This window comes from Desulfovibrio porci (assembly GCF_009696265.1).
In the GTDB taxonomy this organism is placed as follows: domain Bacteria; phylum Desulfobacterota; class Desulfovibrionia; order Desulfovibrionales; family Desulfovibrionaceae; genus Desulfovibrio; species Desulfovibrio porci.
In genome coordinates this window covers 179,003-196,384 of sequence record NZ_VUMH01000003.1, presented here as the reverse complement: position 1 = coordinate 196,384, position 17,382 = coordinate 179,003, and the positions used below count along the sequence as shown (strand labels likewise).

General features: G+C 62.9%; 17 protein-coding genes and 1 tRNA gene. 7 read left to right on the top strand and 11 right to left on the bottom strand.

Going from position 1 to position 17,382, the window contains the following annotated elements; translation table 11 throughout:
- Positions 1–87: 87 nt before the first annotated feature.
- Complete coding sequence (locus FYJ44_RS04725; RefSeq protein WP_154509640.1) at positions 88–993, top strand: esterase-like activity of phytase family protein; 906 nt, start codon at positions 88–90, stop codon at positions 991–993.
- A 111-nt stretch (positions 994–1,104) separates the two neighbouring features.
- Here FYJ44_RS04725 and ruvC read toward each other — a convergent pair whose 3' ends face one another.
- The 3 genes from ruvC to FYJ44_RS04710 all read right to left on the bottom strand — a co-directional run bounded on the left by ruvC (position 1,105) and on the right by FYJ44_RS04710 (position 3,340).
- Positions 1,105–1,608, bottom strand: a complete 504-nt coding sequence (gene ruvC / locus FYJ44_RS04720) for a crossover junction endodeoxyribonuclease RuvC (RefSeq protein ID WP_154509638.1) — start codon at positions 1,606–1,608, stop codon at positions 1,105–1,107.
- 198 nt (positions 1,609–1,806) lie between these two features.
- Complete coding sequence (locus tag FYJ44_RS04715; RefSeq protein WP_154509636.1) at positions 1,807–2,544, bottom strand: YebC/PmpR family DNA-binding transcriptional regulator; 738 nt, start codon at positions 2,542–2,544, stop codon at positions 1,807–1,809.
- A gap of 148 nt (positions 2,545–2,692) precedes the next feature.
- Complete coding sequence (locus tag FYJ44_RS04710; RefSeq protein WP_154509634.1) at positions 2,693–3,340, bottom strand: RlmE family RNA methyltransferase; 648 nt, start codon at positions 3,338–3,340, stop codon at positions 2,693–2,695.
- A 243-nt stretch (positions 3,341–3,583) separates the two neighbouring features.
- On the opposite strand from FYJ44_RS04710, the gene FYJ44_RS04705 reads away from it, so the two are divergent.
- From FYJ44_RS04705 to FYJ44_RS04685, 5 genes are all read left to right on the top strand, one after another.
- Positions 3,584–4,117, top strand: a complete 534-nt coding sequence (locus FYJ44_RS04705; protein WP_154509632.1) for a superoxide dismutase family protein — start codon at positions 3,584–3,586, stop codon at positions 4,115–4,117.
- 131 nt (positions 4,118–4,248) lie between these two features.
- On the top strand, positions 4,249–5,832 hold the full coding sequence (locus tag FYJ44_RS04700; protein ID WP_154509630.1) for a glycosyltransferase family protein: 1,584 nt from the start codon (positions 4,249–4,251) through the stop codon (positions 5,830–5,832).
- A gap of 101 nt (positions 5,833–5,933) precedes the next feature.
- Positions 5,934–6,009: transfer RNA gene (locus FYJ44_RS04695), tRNA-Ala, on the top strand.
- 195 nt (positions 6,010–6,204) lie between these two features.
- Positions 6,205–7,353 (top strand): GDP-mannose 4,6-dehydratase, encoded by a 1,149-nt coding sequence (gmd, locus tag FYJ44_RS04690; RefSeq protein ID WP_154509628.1) that lies wholly within the window; start codon positions 6,205–6,207, stop codon positions 7,351–7,353.
- 3 nt (positions 7,354–7,356) lie between these two features.
- Entirely contained in the window at positions 7,357–8,292 is a 936-nt protein-coding gene (locus FYJ44_RS04685) for a GDP-L-fucose synthase family protein (RefSeq protein ID WP_154509626.1), read from the top strand.
- Between the two features lie 242 nt (positions 8,293–8,534).
- Here FYJ44_RS04685 and FYJ44_RS04680 read toward each other — a convergent pair whose 3' ends face one another.
- The 4 genes from FYJ44_RS04680 to FYJ44_RS04665 all read right to left on the bottom strand — a co-directional run bounded on the left by FYJ44_RS04680 (position 8,535) and on the right by FYJ44_RS04665 (position 11,874).
- Positions 8,535–9,098: a tetratricopeptide repeat protein gene (locus tag FYJ44_RS04680; RefSeq protein ID WP_154509624.1), complete on the bottom strand. Its 564-nt coding sequence runs from the start codon at positions 9,096–9,098 to the stop codon at positions 8,535–8,537.
- 407 nt (positions 9,099–9,505) lie between these two features.
- Entirely contained in the window at positions 9,506–10,192 is a 687-nt protein-coding gene (gene cmk, locus FYJ44_RS04675; protein ID WP_154509622.1) for a (d)CMP kinase, read from the bottom strand.
- Positions 10,189–11,325, bottom strand: a complete 1,137-nt coding sequence (hisC, locus tag FYJ44_RS04670; protein WP_154509621.1) for a histidinol-phosphate transaminase — start codon at positions 11,323–11,325, stop codon at positions 10,189–10,191. Before hisC ends, cmk begins: the two co-directional genes overlap by 4 nt.
- Before the next feature lie 93 nt (positions 11,326–11,418).
- A complete protein-coding gene (locus FYJ44_RS04665; protein WP_154509619.1) occupies positions 11,419–11,874 on the bottom strand; it encodes a universal stress protein in 456 nt (151 codons plus the stop codon).
- A gap of 305 nt (positions 11,875–12,179) precedes the next feature.
- Here FYJ44_RS04665 and FYJ44_RS04660 point away from each other — a divergent pair, with 305 nt between their 5' ends.
- Positions 12,180–12,692 (top strand): hypothetical protein, encoded by a 513-nt coding sequence (locus FYJ44_RS04660; protein ID WP_154509617.1) that lies wholly within the window; start codon positions 12,180–12,182, stop codon positions 12,690–12,692.
- A gap of 174 nt (positions 12,693–12,866) precedes the next feature.
- Here the strand turns inward: FYJ44_RS04660 and FYJ44_RS04655 are convergent, their stop codons facing one another.
- Genes FYJ44_RS04655 through FYJ44_RS04640 form a run of 4 tightly spaced genes read right to left on the bottom strand, consistent with a single transcriptional unit; the run spans position 12,867 to position 17,374 of the window.
- A complete protein-coding gene (locus tag FYJ44_RS04655) occupies positions 12,867–13,688 on the bottom strand; it encodes an NADH-quinone oxidoreductase subunit B family protein (protein ID WP_154509615.1) in 822 nt (273 codons plus the stop codon).
- Between the two features lie 9 nt (positions 13,689–13,697).
- Entirely contained in the window at positions 13,698–15,227 is a 1,530-nt protein-coding gene (locus FYJ44_RS04650) for a hydrogenase large subunit (protein ID WP_154509613.1), read from the bottom strand.
- An 11-nt stretch (positions 15,228–15,238) separates the two neighbouring features.
- Positions 15,239–16,744, bottom strand: coding sequence for a proton-conducting transporter transmembrane domain-containing protein (locus tag FYJ44_RS04645; protein ID WP_154509611.1), 1,506 nt, complete (start codon positions 16,742–16,744; stop codon positions 15,239–15,241).
- 6 nt (positions 16,745–16,750) lie between these two features.
- Positions 16,751–17,374, bottom strand: a complete 624-nt coding sequence (locus FYJ44_RS04640; protein WP_154509609.1) for a hydrogenase-4 component E — start codon at positions 17,372–17,374, stop codon at positions 16,751–16,753.
- Positions 17,375–17,382: the final 8 nt, after the last annotated feature.

The window sequence follows — 17,382 nt, the reverse complement described above, 5'->3', positions numbered from 1 at the left end:
CCCGCTTGAATTATTGTGTTTGAGGCCCTGAGGCGCGGCTTCATGGGGAAGCCCGCGCCGGGCCGCCAATCCGCAAGGAGAGAGTGGATGAAAAAGTTCATCGTGTTGGCCGCGCTGTTGTTGGGCGCGGCTCTGGTCCTGCCGCAAGCCCCGCAGGCCCGCCCGGCCCATGCCCCCAAATACGAGTACAAGCTGAAAAGCGTCATGCCCGTGGCCGGTCGCCAGGGCGTGGCCTGCGACGGCAAGTACATCTACGTGAGCGACAGCAAGAAACTGTTCAAATACGACATGAACGGCAAGCTGCTGAAGCAGAATGACAATCCTTTTGAAGGGTACGCCATTCCGTCCAACCACATTGGCGACATCGACGTCTACAACGGTGAGCTGTACATCAGCGCTGAAAATTTCATGGACGGCGTGGGCAAGGATATCCAGATCGCCGTGCATGACGCGGACACCCTGAAATTCAAACGCACCTTCAAGTTCGAGCCCAAGTCCGGCCAGATGGAAGTGTCCGGCATCACCGTGGACCCGGTCAAGGGCACGGTGTGGATGTGCTCATGGGTGGGCGAGGAAAGCGGCCGCTATCTTTATGAATATGACCTGGACGGCAAGTATCTGCGCAAGGTGCATCTGCAGCCCGTGCCGCAGTGGGTGCAGGGCGTGTTCTATTATGACGGTTCGCTCTTCCTGACCGCCGACGACGGCACCGCCGACGATAATGAACCCGACCACCTCTACCGTGTGGACGTGACCTCGGCCACCAACGCCCCGGTGGTGCTGGAAAAGACCTTTGACGAAGCCATCAAGCAGGGCGAAATCGAAGGCCTGTGCGTGGATCCCGCCAGCGGCGACCTGTTGGTGCACATGAACCGGGGCGCGCGCATCGTGCTCGGCATGGGCAAGGGATTCTACCCCGGTTACGACAAGGAAGTTCACGAGTTGTACCGCTATTCCATGCAGCCCGCCGGAGCGCGCGCCCCACGTCCGTAATGTAAAAAAGCGCGGGGAAGAAAAACTCCGCCGCGCTCCGTTCCGTGAATTCTTCTGGTGCGGGATGCGGTTCTTTTCCGGAGCCGCATCCCGTTTTTTCGTTTTTCGTTGTCAGTGCCCCGTGAGCGCGGCGAAGCGTCGCATGGTCAGGTGGCAGACGGCCACGGCCAAGGCGTCCGAGGTGTCCAGGGCCCAGTCCGCCTCACGCACGTTGAGCAGGCGCTTGACCATGAAGGCCACCTGCTCCTTTTCCGCCCGGCCTGTGCCCACCAGGGATTTTTTGACCAGCGTCGGCTCATAGTCGCTGATGCTCAGGCCGCAGGCCGCGCAGGCGGCCACGGCCACGCCCCTGGCCTGACCCAGCTTGAGCGCGCTGGCCGCGTTTTTGGCGGTAAAGACCTGTTCGATGGCCGCCTCGTCGGGCTTGCAGCGCGTGAGCACCTTGGCCAACTCGTGGTAAATGCGCGCAAGCCGGTCGGAAAATTCCCTGCCCGCCGAGGCTGTGCGCACCACGCCGCAGTCCACCAGATGCAGAACGCCGGAAATTTCGCGCACCACACCCCAACCCGTGCGCTGGGAACCGGGGTCAATGCCGATGACGGTGACGGGCTGCATGGCTCTCCTGAAAAGAATTATGCCGTCGGCTGCCGTTTAGCGGCATAACCGGCGGCAATGAAAAAGGGACGCAAGCCGCGGAGTTTCGCCTTCCCGCAAGGAGCGCGAGTTTTTTATGCAGGGAGTGGACTCTTTGGTCCATGACCGGAATAAAAAACGATGCGCGACACCGCAGGAAGGCGAAAGAACCGGCTTGCGTTAATCGGTGGGCATGTCGTCCGGAAAATCGACATTAGCATAGACGTTCTGCACGTCGTCATTGTCGTCCAGAGCTTCCATCAGGCGCAGCACCTTCTGCCCCATGTCCGCGCTCACGGCCACTAGGTTCTGCGGCACCATGGCCAGCTCGGCGGACTGCATCTCGATGCCCGCCGCTTCCAGGGCGTCGCGCACGGCCGTGAAGTCGGTCATGGCCGTCTGGATGGTCCAGACGTCCTCGTCGTCCAGCACGTCGTCGGCTCCGGCTTCCAGGGCGGCTTCCATGATCTTGTCCTCGGCGTAGGCGGCTTTGTCCACGCTGATGACGCCCTTGCGCTCGAACATCCAGCCCACGCTGCCGTTCTCGCCCATGGAACCGCCGTGTTTGGTGAAGAGGTGCCGCACTTCGGCCACGGTGCGGTTTTTGTTGTCCGTGGCCACTTCCACCATGATGGCGATGCCGCCGGGACCATAGCCTTCGTAAAAGGCTTCCACAAAATCGCCGCCCGCGTCCTCACCGGTGCCTTTGCGGATGGCGGCTTCAATTCTGTCCTTGGGCAGGTTTACGGCTTTGGCCGCAGCGATGGCCGCCCGCAGACGGGAATTGCCCGAGGGATCGCCGCCGTTCTTGGCGGCGATGATGATTTCCTTGGCGGCTTTGGTGAAAATCTTGCCGCGCTTGGCGTCCTGGCGTCCCTTGCGGTGCTGGATGTTGGCCCATTTGCTGTGACCTGACATAAAACCTCCCGAAAAAAACCGTAAAAGTATTAGAGCCTTTCACCTGTGAAATGATCTCGCGGCCCGCAGGGCCGCGCGCCGCAATGCGGCGTGGATGCAGCAAAAAACGGCGGTTTTTCGCTGGATGCTGTCTGAGCCGCGCGGCGGTTCAGACAAAAGCCGGGGACAGCGCGGGCCCGGCATCGCCGGTCCCGCTTGCGGACGCGCCGCCGCGAAAGCCCAGAGCCGTGAAAAACGTCTCCTTGCTTTCGGCGCGCGAACTCTTGGGTTTGAAGGATTTGACCGTGCCGAACGCCTTGCGCATGGGCGCGAGCAGTTCCTGAACATCCGGCCCCATAAAGATTTTGACCACGAAATTGCCGCCCTGCTTCAGATGCAGGCAGGCCACGGTCAGAGCTTCCTGAGCCAGTTCCAGGGAACGGGCCTGATCCGTGAAGCGGGTGCCCGTGGTGCGGGGAGCCATGTCGCTGATGACCAGGTCAAAAGGGCCCAGTTCAAGAAGTCTGGCCTCAAAGGCGGCGGAACGCTGAAAGACGTCCTCCTGCATGAAGAGCACCTGGGGCGGAAAGGCCGTCTCCGTGCTCTGGATGTCGCAAGCCAGGACAAGGCCTTTGGCGCCCACCTTTTCCGCCGCGCCCAAGGACCAGGAACCGGGAGCGGCCCCCAGATCCAGAACGCGCATGCCCGGCTTGAGCAGGCGGAATTTGGCGTCCAGCTCTTTCAGCTTGTAGACCGAGCGGGCCGGATAATTTTCCCGCTTGGCCTTGAGGAAGTAATGGTCGCGATATTCCTTCATAAAAATCCCAACACATAAACATACACTTTTTTGAGCCGCTCGCCAAGTCTTGATGCCGGGCGGAACCGGCCGGGCGCACGGCGCGTTGCGGCGGATGTATCTATCCGGATTTTATATAAATCGATAATAATTATTCGTGTGTTGACGAAAGTCTGAAAAACAGGCTAACCTTTCTGCAGGATGAAAAATTCCTGCCGTTCCGGCCGGAACGGAGGGTGTTTCCGAATAGTAAGGAGCATAACAATGAAATTGAAAACAGCGAGTTTCGCCCTGCTGCTCTGCGGCGGGTTGTTGCTGATGGGAGCCGCCGCTCAGGCGGAAAGCGTCAAAACCCCGGTGAATAAAATCAGCGCCGATGGCATCGGCGAGGAAATCGGCGTCATCACCTTTTCGGACGCCGACGGCGGCGTGGACATCATTGTGGATCTGACGGGCCTGCCTGAGGGCGAGCGCGGCATGCACGTGCATGAAAACGCCTCCTGCGCGCCGGCTGAAAAGGACGGCAAAATGGTGGCCGGTCTGGCCGCCGGCGGGCACTACGATCCCATGAAAACCAACAAGCATGCCGGACCCGGCAAGGACGGCCATAAGGGCGACCTGCCGCACATCGTGGCTGACGCCAACGGCACGGTCAAGACCAAGCTGCACGTCGCCGATCTTCAGGTCAAGGATCTGAAAGGCCGCTCCGTAATGATTCATGCCGGCGGCGACAACTACACCGATAATCCGCCTCTGGGCGGGGGCGGCGCGCGCATCGCCTGCGGTGTCATCAAGTAAACTCATATCTTCCTTATTCCTTCTGCCCGCAAGCCCCGCCGTTTCCGGCGGGGCTTTTTCGCGCCGCACGGCCTTGCGGTTTGTGGTTCATGGCGGCTATGCTGGTGCAGTCGTTTTTTATGTGAGGAACTATGCCCGACCACGCCCCAATGCCCCAGCGCGTCCGTTTGCCTGATTTCGCCGGGCGCGTTCTGAGCCTGCCCGACACTCCCGAAGCCTGGGAACGGCTGGGATCGGGCGATGCCCTGCTTCTGCTGGGCTTGGGGCCTGGGCGGCCTTGGGAACTGCCCTTTGCGCGGGACGCGCGGCCCGACGCGGAAGTCTTCTGGCTGGAAGAGCCGGAAACCCTGCGGCGTCTGGAGGCTGTGCGCCCGGAGGTGGAACGCCGTCTCCCCGAACATTGGCGACGGGTCACGGATGAGCGGGCCGTGGAGCTGGCCGGGCGCTGTACGGTGTTGTTTTACCGGCCCGGCTTGCGGCTGGCCCCGGATTTCTGGGGGCCGCTGCTGGGACGTCTGAACGCCGCGCGGCTGGCGCGTCAATGGAACGCCACGCGAGTGGCGGAGGAGGGCGGACGCGGCCCGGTGCTGCTGCCCGGCACGGAGCGGCAACTGCTGCATCAGGAAGTAAGGCAAGCCTTGGGCGAGGCCGGTTTCGGGCCGGTGCTGGAAACAGTGCCGTCGTGCAAAGACGAGGCGCATTTCTTGCCTGCCTGGGAGCAGTTGCCGGCCGGACGCAGGCCCGTCTTGCTGCTCTCCGTCAACCTGCGCGGCCTGGACCCGGACGGCCGGATTTTTTATCTCTGCCGGGCCTTGGGCGTGCCGGTGGCCGTCTGGTTTGTGGACAATCCCTGGCATCTGCTCTCCGGCCTGCGCCTGCCTTGGTGGCGCGAGGCCGCGCTGTTCGTGACCGACGACAGTTTCATCCCCGGCCTGCGGGCCGCCGGAGCCCGGCGGGTCTGGCATCTGCCTCTGGCCGTGGCCCCACAGATGTGGCGGGATATACCGGACGAAAAGGAGGCGGCGCGCCTGGCGCTGAATCCGCCCCTGTTCGTGGGGCGTTCGGCCTTTCCGGAACGGGAGCGTTTTTTCGCGGCGGCCCGCGTGCCGCCGGTTCTGGAACAGGAAGCCCACAGCCTGCTGGAGCGGGCCACTGGCCCGGCGGACAGCCCGCATTTCCACTGGTGGCTGCAAAAATTTGGCTTTTTCCCCTGGCCGGGACAGGATGTGCGTTGCGCCGGTCTGGGCGCGGAACTGTGCTCCCGGACCAACCGCGCCCGCTGGGTGCGGACCGGGCTGGCTGCCGGTATGCGCGTGGTGGGCGACGCGGGCTGGCGGGATCTGTTGCCGGACTGCGAAGTGTTGCCGTCTGTGGACTATTACACGGATCTGCCTGAATTCTACCGCCGGGCCGGGGCCGTGCTCAACGTGACCAGCCTGCTTTTGCCGCACAGTCTGAGCCAGCGCCATTTCGACGTCTGGGCCGCCGGCGGTCTGCTCTTGAGCGACGCCACACCGGGGCTGGAGATTTTTTCAGAGGCCCTGACCCGGCCCATAACGCTGCACGGCCCGGCGGAGGTTCCTTCCCGGCTGGCAGCCCTGCGCGCCGACCCGAGCCAGGCCCTCGAACTGCGCCGGGCCTGGCGGGAGCATCTGCGCGCGGGCCATACCTATGCGCACCGTGTGGCGCGCATCCGGGGAGCATTGGATATCTGACGGATAAAGCGCGGGGAGAAGCGCGCATCCGGGAGAGGAGAAAGGCTTGACACTTTGTTCCCTTTTGCCTAAGAAGTTCTTTCCACAGTGTTTCCATTTGTGGGGAAGTAGCTCAGCTGGGAGAGCATCGCCTTCGCAAGGCGGGGGTCGAGGGTTCAAATCCCTTCTTCTCCACCATAAATATCAAGGACTTACGGTTCACCGTAAGTCCTTTTTCTTGGCCGAATAGCTGCCGATAAAGCGTTCATGGGCATGGCGCTGTTTGCGGATAACGATAAATCTTCCCGGTACATGTGCTTTTCGGGTTTTATACGGGCGGAACGGCGCTGGCCGGATTGTCCCACATCCACATAACAGGCAGCGGAAACGATCATGAAAAAGGCTCTCATCACCGGCATTACCGGGCAGGACGGCGCGTATCTCGCGGAATTTCTGCTGCGCAAGGGCTATGAAGTTCATGGCGTCAAACGCCGGGCATCCCTCTTCAATACGGATCGCATAGATCACCTGTACCAGGATCCGCACGCCAGTGAACGGCATTTTATTCTGCATTACGGCGACCTCAGCGATTCCAGCAACCTCGTGCGTATCATGCAGGAAGTAAAGCCGGACGAAGTCTATAATCTGGCGGCCCAGAGCCATGTGCAGGTTTCGTTTGAATCGCCGGAATACACGGCGGATGTGGATGCCCTGGGCGCATTGCGTCTGCTGGAAGCCATCCGCATCGCCGCGTTGACCGACCATACGCGTTTTTATCAGGCATCCACATCCGAGTTGTTCGGTCTGGTGCGGGAAATGCCGCAGACCGAGAAAACGCCCTTCTATCCCCGTTCGCCCTATGCTTGCGCCAAACTTTACGCGTACTGGATCACGGTCAACTACCGTGAAGCCTACGGCATGTACGCCTGCAACGGGATTTTGTTCAACCATGAATCGCCCATCCGCGGCGAAACCTTTGTGACCCGCAAGATCACCCGCGCGCTGTCGCGTATGGTGCTGGACCTGCAGGATTGCCTCTACCTCGGTAATCTGGATGCCAAACGGGACTGGGGACATGCCCGTGACTATGTGGAAATGCAATGGCTTATGCTCCAGCAGGAACAGCCGGATGACTTTGTCATCGCCACCGGGCGGCAGTTCTCGGTGCGGGATTTCGTCAATGCGGCGGCGGCCGAGGTGGGGCTGACGCTTGTCTGGCAGGGCGGCGGACTTGACGAAACCGGAATAGTGACCGCCGTGGATCTCCCCCGGCTGGCTCAGGCGGCCGGGGGACGGCAGTGCATGGAGTGTCATGTCAAGCCCGGTGACGTCATCGTGCGGGTGGATCCGCGCTACTTCCGTCCCACGGAAGTGGAAACTTTGCTGGGCGACCCTGCCAAGGCCAAGAAAAGGCTGGGCTGGGAACCCAAAACGGCTTTCGAGGACATGGTGGCTGAAATGACGCGCGAAGATCTCCAACTGAGTATGCGCGACGCCGTGTGCAAGGTGGCCGGCTTCAGAACCTTCAGGCATAACGAGTAAAACATGCGCAAGGATGGCCTCATCTATGTGGCCGGCCATCGCGGCCTTGCGGGCGGTGCGATTTGCCGCGCACTGGCCCGCGCCGGGTACAATAATCAGCTTGTACGCACGCACGCGGAGCTGGATTTGTGCGATCAGGTTGCGGCGCGCCGTTTTTTTGCGGAGTACAGGCCGGAATATGTGATCCTGGCGGCGGCCAAGGTGGGCGGCATCCATGCCAATGCGGCTTATCCGGCGGAATTCATGTACCAGAACCTGCAGATACAAAATAACGTCATTGACAGCGCCTACCGCAATGGCTGCAAAAAGCTGCTGTTTCTCGGCTCGTCATGTATCTATCCCAAGCTCTGTCCCCAGCCCATCAAGGAAGAATATCTGCTCACCGGCCCCCTGGAGCCCACCAACGACGCTTACGCCTTGGCCAAAATTTCCGGCATCAAGATGTGCCAGGCCTACAGGAGACAGTATGGCTTTGACGCCATCAGCGCCATGCCCACCAACCTGTATGGGCCGGGGGACAACTATCACCTTGAGGACAGCCATGTCATCCCGGCGCTGATCCGGCGTTTTCACGAGGCCCGGACGGCCGGAGCGGAAAAGGTGACCATCTGGGGCAGCGGCACGGCCCTGCGCGAATTCCTGCATGTGGACGACATGGCCGAAGCCTGCGTGTTTTTGCTGGAGAAGTATTCGGATTTTGAACACGTCAATGTGGGCAGTCAGAAAGAGCTGACCATTCTGGATGTGGCGCGGCTTGTCGCCCGCATTACGGACTTTGAAGGGGAAATCAGCACGGATCCGGCGAAGCCGGACGGCACCCCCAGAAAGTTGATGGATTCGGGCAAAATTCTTGCCATGGGCTGGCGGCCGCGCATCAGCCTGGAAGACGGGTTACGGGAGACGTTTCAGGATTTCTTGCAAACCAGGGCGCGGGCATAACAAGCCTGTGATATAAGCGTTGCTCCTTCATGCGTCGCTGCCGACGTTTCAAAGGAGCTTTTCAAGAAACTATAAGATTTCCTGAACAGCAGAGCGCCGACGTGGTTGACCCGCGTCGGCGCTGCTTCCCCTGAGAAAGAGATTTTCCGGCCCCAGGCACCCGCCGGGGGCCGGAAAATCGTGTGGGGAGGGGAGTATCTGCTGGCTGCGCGCAAAGCCGGGCATTTACGCCCGGCTTTGACTTACGCGGCCATGGTGTCGAAAAGTTCCTTGGCGTTGCTGTTGGCCGGGTTGGCGCCCAGTACCGCCTCCAGATGCTGACGGGCTTCGTCGCTGCGGCCCAGATAGATCAGGCAGCCGGCCAGGGTCACGCGCACGGCCTCGCTTTCCTCGCTGCTGGTCAGCGCGGCTTCCAGATAGGGCAGCACCTTTTCCACGCAGCCCAGCTGATAGGCTTCGCGCACCAAGCAGTTCAGCGCCACAATATTGGCGGCGGATTTATCCAGCGCGCGGGCGAAGTAGCCGAAAGCGTCCTCATGCTTGCCCTGTTCCATATAGACCAGACCGATGCCGCAGAGGGCCTTGTCGGTTTCTTCCACGGCGGCGGCCTTCTGGTAAAGCACCAGGGCTTTATCCAGTTCGGAACGCTGCACGGCCACAGTGGCCAGCCCCATGTAGGGCGCCGCGCTCTGGGCGTTGTTGTTGGCGGCCTTGCGGTAATATTCCTCGGCCTTGTCAAAATCGCCCATAAAAAGATAGCACTCGCCCAATTCCTTATTGATTTCGTAATCCAGCTGATTATCCATGTTGTCCTCCCCATGAGGCTGTTTGCCAACTGGCGCCGTATGCGCCTGCGGCTTGTGCCCTCCTGTATGCAGTGCTCGTGCCAGTTTTGATAAAAGTAAATAAAATCAACGGAGTTTTTTCTAAAAAATTTCACGTAAGTTCGGGAAAATGTCGTAATGGCTCCGGCATGCCAAAGACTTGTCGCGATGGAAGGAAGAGGGGCGGCAATTTTTGCCGCAAGGGGGCAGTTTTTGCCTGCATCTGAAAGGGCGGAATGGGGACGGACATGGGGCGGAAAAAACGACGGCGTGCCGGAAGGGGATATCCGCCGCGCCCCGCCGGAAAGATTACGGGAATTTCCTGACGGGGCGGAAAGAGAAGCCAAAAAGGACGGGGGAGACGAATGCAGTCACTTCACGGGCGGAGTTCACAAAGCCTGCGCGCCGCCGTGAACGTCGATATGATGCAGCATCACGCCCAGCACGCCTTCAATATCCAGATGGGAGGTATCCACAATCAGGGCGTCCTGAGCCGGACGCAAGGGGGCCACGGCCCGGTTGCGGTCCAGAGCGTCGCGTTGGCGGATCTGTTCGGTCAGGGAGGTCAGTTCCGCGTGCTCGCCCCGGTTTTCCAGATCGCGCAGGCGGCGCATGGCGCGCACTTCGGGCGCGGCGTCCAGAAAGAATTTGAAGCGCGCGTCAGGAAAGACCACGGTGCCCATGTCCCGACCCTCGGCCACCAGCGGGGATTGTTCGCCCATGGCCCGCTGCGCCTGCCGGAGCACCTCGCGCACGACCGGCACGGTGCCGATGCGCGCGGCCAGCATGCCCACCTCTTCGGTGCGCACTTCGCCGCGCACAGCCTGGCCGTTGCAGAACAGCGCGGCGCTCTGGCCCTTGCCCGCGATGCTGAAGGTCCACTGCTTGCAGCGTTCGCGCAGTTCTTCTTCCGGCAATCGCTCCGCGCCGGGCCCCAGCTTGAGGGCCAGGCAGCGGAACATGGCTCCGGTATCCAGATAGGCGAGGCCCAAGCTTTCGGCCATGCGCCGGGCCAAGGTCGTCTTGCCCACGCCCGCCGGGCCGTCCAGCGTCACCACCGGCAGTCGTCCGTTCATGCGCGCCTCGCTTCGGGCGCGGCCAGAATTTCGCGCATGGCGGCCAGAAAAGCCGCGTTTTCCCCGGCGTCGCCCACGCTGACGCGCAGATGTTCCGGCAGATTGTAGCTGTTCAAGGGGCGGATAATGATGCCGCGCCGCAGCAGGGCTTCGAAACAGCCCTTGGCCGAACCAGCGTCCGGCGGCAACCGGAACAGCAGAAAATTGGCCGCGCTGGGCCAGACCGTGCAGCCCAGGGCCGTGAGCCCGTCGCGCAACGTGGCGCGGCCCCGGCGCACGGCATCCAGGGTGGCCCGGCGGAAGGCCGTATCCGCCAGAGCGGCCAGTCCCGCTTCCTCCGCCAGGATGTTGACGGAGAAGGGCAGGCGTGCTCGCCAGAAATATTCCGCCAGCGCGGGCGGCAGCACGCCGTAGCCCAGGCGCAACCCGGCCAGCCCCCAGCTTTTGGAAAAGGTGCGCAGAAAGACCGCGTTGTCCGGCAGCGCGCCCGAGGCCAGCAGGGACGCGCCCGCCTCGTCCTCGGCAAAATCCATATAGGCTTCGTCCACCACCAGCAGGCAGTCCGGCGCGATGTCGGCCAAGCGCCCGGCCAGATCAGCCACGGCTCCCCGCGGCGGGCAGTAGCCCGAGGGATTGTCAGGCGTGGTGACGAAGACCAGGCGGGTGCTTTGGTCCACCAGGCGGAGCAGGGCGTCGAAATCAAAGGAAAAGTCCTTTTCCAGCGGGCAGCGGCGGACCTTAACGCCGGCAATGCGGCCTTGAATGGGGTAAATGCTGAAACAGGGTTCAAAGCAGGCCAGGGAATGTTTGCCCGGTTCGGCCAGCATACGGATCAGCAGGTCAATGATTTCGTCGGAACCGTTGCCCACCGCCACCCGGCGCGAGTCCACCGCGTGCAGATCGGCCAGCGCGCGGACCAGGCGGGGATTACCGCCCTGAGGATAGCGGAACAGGGAGGGCGCGTGGCGACGCGCGGCCTCCTGGGCCAGAGGCGAAGCCCCCAGCGGATTTTCATTGCTGGCCATTTTGATGACCTGGGAAAGGCCGTATTTCTGCTGGATTTCCGCGATGGAAAGCCCCGGCACGTAAGCGTCGAGCTCCCGGATGCGCGGAAGCGCGCTGATTTCGGACATGGTGACCCCAAAAAAAGCCGCCGCTGGCGCGGCGGCTGGCAGTCGTTGCTATGCGGCGGGGAAGCAAGTTCCCCGTGTCGGCGTCAGGACGGATTATTCCCCGAGGGGCTCCGTGGGACGGATGGTCAGCACGGGCATGTCGGCATTCTTGACCACCTTTTCAGCCACGGAACCGAAGAGGATGCGGTCAATGCCCTTGCGGCCGTGGGTGCCCATGACGATGATATCCACCTTTTCCTCATGGGCGCGGTTCAGGATTTCCTCGGCGGCGTAGCCGATGAGCACCTGACCCCTGGCTTCCACGCCTGCGAAGTTTTCGGCCACAAAGGCCTCCATGGACTTTTCCGCGCCGGTGACGATTTCACCCACGAAGTTTTCAATGGTGTTGGGCGGCACATGGAAGCCCACATACTGGCTCAAGGAGGGGGCCGTATACACGACGAGAACGCTGGCGTTCAGACCCTTGGCCAGCAGGACGGCGTATTCCGCCACGGCCTTGCTGTGTTCGGAAAGGTCTACCGCGCAAAGAATCTTCTTGATTTCCTTCATGGCAAGCTCCATTGCTCCTGCGGGCTGCTGATGTGATGGGGAGCTCCCGGCGGGGACGGAGAATTCCCGCCCTGGCCGAAGGCGCGTCCGGCCTGAAGCCTCGCGCTTTAACCCTTGAACTTGCATAAAATCATAGAGTTTTTTTGAAGAATAGACAAGGGCTTTTACAAAGCATATGCTCTGCGCAAGAGGAAGATTTTTCCTCCCCGGATTTTGTGAATGCTGAAAAAACAACAGCTTAGCTATTACTCTGTAATGGCAGAGATCTTGCAGGATTGAAGCGGAACGCCAACCCTGGAGGCGATATGGAAATTAATACCGAACAATTGGAAGCCTTGCTGCGCCAGCAGGAGCAGCAGGCGACGACGGCTCGCAGACAAACGGGCCGGAGCGGCGGTTTCGACGCCATTCTCGCCCAGCAGTTGGGCGGCGCGGAGCAGGCCAATGCCGCGGGCGGACTGTTGCCGCCCGGAGCCGCACAGGCCGGACTGATCAGCCAGATGCTGCTGAATGGCGCGGAACAGAGCCAGGCCGCCGATCCCGACGCGGAGATTCTGCAGGAAGCTTTTACGCAGGCCTCCGGCACGCTGGATCTCTGGGATTCCTACGCCAAAACCCTGGGCTCGTCCGCTGACGGAGGCTCCCTGCGCGATGCCTATGCCCTGCTGGAGGGCATCGACAGCCAGGTGGCCCAACTCAAGCAGGGCACAGCCGGCGTGCGCGGCAAAAACCCCGGTTTCGATTCTCTTCTGAACGAACTGGAAGTGATGACCGCCACGGAAAAATTCAAGTTCAACCGGGGCGATTATAACGTGTAAGCCCCTTTTGGTTTGACTGCCGACGAAAAAGCCGCGGGTTTCAGGGAACCCGCGGCTTTTTCCATCCTTTCGCAATGAGCCTGCCGGCGTTCAATAACGCCGTTTTTCCTGTTCATTGAGCGGCGTGGAGGCCATGGAACGGAAGCCGTGGCAGGACACGTTGTTTGCGGCGGATCAGCTCTTCCGGCGCAAGGAAAGCAGGCCGTCCAGAATGCTCCAGGGATTGGGCGGACAGCCGGGCACAAAGACGTCCACGGGCAAGCCCTCTGTTCCGTCCGTTCCATTCAGTCCGTCCATGCCGTTACGGCATTGCGGGCCGTCCCGGAACAGGCCGCCGGAAATGGCGCAGGCCCCGACAGCCACCAGCAGGCGCGGTTCGGGCGTGGCGGCCCAGGTGTCCAGCAGAGCCCGGCGCATGTTTTCGGTTATCGGGCCGGTGACCAGCAGACCGTCGGCATGGCGCGGCGACGCCGCGAATTCGATGCCGAAGCGCCCCAGATCATAGGCCAGGGTGCCCAGCACATTGCAGTCCGCCTCGCAGGCGCCGCAGCCTCCGGCGCTGACCTGGCGCAGTTTGAGGGAGCGGCGGAACAGGCTGTAGTCACGGAGGGGGCGCGGCGGCTCATACGCCGGGGCCGGAGCGCCGCATTGCGGGACAGGGCCGGGCGTGACGAGCAGATCCTCGCGCCGGAAAACCGCCATGCGGTGTTCGCCGCTGAAGCTGAACGCTCCCTTGGGACAGACGGCGCGGCAGGCCCCGCAAAAAATGCAGCGGCCCATGTCCAACACCGGCGTGCGCGCCCGCCCGTCGGGACAGGCGGAGCCCGGCAGCAGCGCGCCCGTGGGACAGGCCTCGAAGCAGGCCCGGCAATCGCCGCAGTCCACGTCCGTGAGCGCGGGACGCCCCTGATAGCGCGGCGAAAGCGCGGGTTTCTGCCGGGGATAGTCCAGGGTGCGGTATTTCTGGTGCAGGCGTTCCTTGATGATGCGCAACATGGGCATGCCTCACAAATCGTGGCCGCAGTATGAAAGGTTGAAGCTCTTGTTGCAGAGGGGAAAATCCGAAATCTGGCCGTTGCGCATGGCCAGAGCCAGACCGGGCCAGTTGTGAAAGGACGGGTCCACGATCTTGCAGGCCAGCAGTTCCCCGTCGGCGCCGGTGACGGCCAGATGACAGATTTCGCCGCGCCAGCCCTCCACTTGGGCCACAGCCAGTTTGCGGGCGGGAAGGCGGACAGGAGGCTCGGGCGGCGGTGCGGCACCCCGTTGTCCCGCGCAGGCGGCCAGACGGGTCAGGTCCGCCTCCAGCAGCGCCAGGGAATCGTCCATTTCGCGACTGCGCACCAGGGCGCGGGCCAGCACGTCGCCGCTTTGCTCCAGACGCGGCCGGCAAGCGCCGCAGGGCAGGTCCGATACCGGCGCGTGAAAACGGGCGTCCAGGGGCAGGCCGCAGGCCCGCGCGGCCACGCCCACCAGACCCAGGGCGCGAGCCTGCGCGCCGCTCAGGGCGCCGGTTCCGCTCAGCCGGTCACGCACGCTGGCCGCATCCAGCATGATGTCCACGGCCCCGCGCGCGTCCCTTCCGGCGGCGCGCAGCCGCGTGGTCAGATCTTCGCAGTCCTCCGGGGACAGATCATGGGCCGCGCCGCCGTAACGCAGCAGGCCGCGTCCGAAGCGGTTGCTGCACAAGCTGGCGGTCATGTTCAGAAAATCGCCCCGGATGCGGCCGTTCCAGGAAGAAGTGGGCAGAAAGCCCGTATCTCCGGCAATGGCGCCCAGGTCGCCGCAGTGATTGGCCAGGCGCTCCAGTTCCAGTCCCACGCGGCGCAGAAGCCGGGCGCGTTCGGACACGTCCAGACCGGTCAGGCGTTCCCACAGGACGCAATGGGCTGTGGCGTGGGCCACGCTGGAATCCCCGGCGGCGCATTCCAGAAGACGCAGGCGGCGGGAGGCCGGAGCCTGCGCCGGACCATGAGCGGGACCGGCGGCGAGCATGTCTTCCAGGCCACGATGCTGGTAGCCCAGGGCGATTTCCAGATGCAGCACGTTTTCGCCATAGCATTGGAAGCGGAAATGCCCTGGTTCGATAATCCCGGCATGCACCGGCCCCACGGCCACTTCATGCACTTCGCCGCCGTCCACCCGGTAAAAGGGATACGCGGCGCTCTCCCCGTCCCCTTCCGCGTCGGGCGTGCGCCGCACGAATTTGAGCCAGGGATGGCCCACGGGTTCCAGGCCCCATTGCTCGTAAATTTCGCGCTCAAAATAATGTACCTGGGGGCAGTCCGGCGTAAGGGAGGGGAACTGTTCCAGCGGGGGCGTGCGCAGGGCCGCCAGCGTGCGCGCGGCGTCATGCGTCAGAACACAGCAGAGACCCGCGGGCGCGCCGGACCGCGTCGTTTCGGGCAGGCCGAAAAAGGCCAGTACGCGCCAGCCGCCGGTCACGGCCCGGATCACGCGCTCGCGCAGTTCCGCCGCGTCCAGGCGGGGCAGGCTGTCCAGGTCCGCGGACTGCCGGTAATCAAAAGAAAACATGTCCACGTTCCCTACCCCCCGATGAGCGCAGCGCCGCGTTGCAGAAAGCGCCACAGCCAGTCGGGCACCCAGATGCCCAGGGTCAGCACGACCAGGCCCAGGACCAGAGGCGGCTGCACGCTCAGCAGGCCTTCAGGCCGGTTCCGCGGAACGTCCGCGGGCCGGTTGCCCTGCACCATGCGCAGCACGGCCACGGACATGCCGACGAAAATCACGGCCAGAGCCGTCAGATAGACAGCGGCCACGCCGTGGGAACCACCCGCCAGCATGCCCTTGAGAATCAGGAATTCACTGACGAAGATGCCGAAGGGCGGCGAACCGGCTACGGCCAGAAAGCCCGCTGTCCAGAGCGCGCCGGTGACGGGCATGGTCCAGCGCAGACCGCGCACGTCGTAGCTGGAAAAGGTGTGGTAACGGGCCAGGATGTTGCCTGCCAGCAGAAAGAGCATGCACTTGGTCAGGGAATGGCAAACAGCGTGCAGCAGCGCGCCCTGGGCCGCCAGTCCGCCAAGGCCCGCGCCCAGAGCCAGAATGCCCATGTGTTCCACGCTGGAATAGGCCAGCAGGCGTTTGTAATGGCCCTGGCCCACAATGAAGATGGCGGCGGTGATCAGGGAGAGCAGGCCGAAAAAGACCAGCAGCCCGCCGCTGAAGCCGCCCAGGTCCGCCGCCAGCATGATCTGGTGCCCGCGCAGTATGCCCAGCAGGGCGCAGTTGAGCAGCGCGCCGGAAAGCAGGGCCGAAACCAGGGACGGGGCCTGACTGTGGGCGTCGGGCAGCCAGTTGTGCAGGGGGGCCAGACCCATCTTGGTGCCGTAGCCCACCAGCAGAAAGATGAATGCCGCCTTGAGCCAGGGTTGCGCGGCCGCGTGGGCGTGCCGGATGAACCAGCCGGTCTGGTTCATGTCCCCGGCCGGAATTTCGCTTCCTCCGATTCCGGCGGGCGCGTAAAAGGCCACGGAAAGCAGAATGTTGCCCAGCAGGGCCAAGGCGATGCCCACGGAACAGATGATCAGGTATTTCCAGGTGGCTTCCAGGGAGCGCTGATGGCGGTGAAAATAGATCAGCGGCGCACTGGACAGCGTGGTGGCTTCAATGCCCACCCAGAGCGCCCCCAGATGCGGCGTGGTGGTCACCAGGCTCATGGCCGCGAGAAAAAAGCAGAGACAGGCCGTGAAGCGGCGCTCGGGCGCGTTGGTGAAGGGGCGGCCGTCCTGAATGCAGGTGCGCTCCTCAATGCTCTCTTCCTCGCGCAGATAGCCCAGGGCGTAGATTGAGGCCGCCAGAAAGAGCAGGCTGGCCAGCGCCAGAAAGAGCGCGCCCAACGGGTCGGGAGCCAGCAGACCGCCCAGGGCTGTGGGCTTTTCCCCATGAGCCACGCGCGCTGCGGTCAACAGGGACAGGGCGGCGTGGGCCAGGCCCGTGAGGGGCAGAAGGCCCCGGCAGAAGGCGGCGTTGCCCACGGCCAGCATGATCAGGCCCGCGCAGAGCGGGAGAAAAAGCAGGGCTTCCAGCATGCGCGTCTAGTCCCTGAGGCTGCGAAAGCGCCCCACGTCAATGGATTCAAAGGTTTCGCCAATGTGGTTGATGGCAATGCCCATGACAAAGACCGCCACAAAAACGTCCAGCAACAGGGCCAGTTCAAACCAGACCGCGCCGGCGGTCATCAGCGGTACGCCCAGCAGAAAAATACCGTTTTCCGCCGCCAGATAGCCGATGACCTGAGAGAGGGCCGTGGTCCGTCCCACCACCAGAATCAGGCCGCAGAACAGGGTGGTCAGGGCCGTGGGCAGCAGAAGCGGCGGAAAAAGATCCGGCAGGATGAACAGCCGGGCTTCCAGCCAAAGGGAGAAGACCAGTCCGGCCATGCCCGCCAGGATGCCCAGTCCCCTGTGCAGGCGGGGCTTGAGGCTTGTGGCGGCGTGCAGGCCTTTTCTGGTGCGCGTGAGCAGGCCGGGAAGCAGCAGGCCCTTGATCAGCAGCACGGCCCCGGCCAGCAGGGCGTGATCCAGGCAGAGCAGCAGCGCGGCCAGCAAAATGCCCTGAAAGGCCGTGAGCCGGATCAGGCCCGGCAGGCGCGGCGCGCCCAGCAACAACAGGTTGTTGAGCAGGAGCAGAAAAAGAATGGTGGGCAAGAGTGTCGTCATCGTCCTCT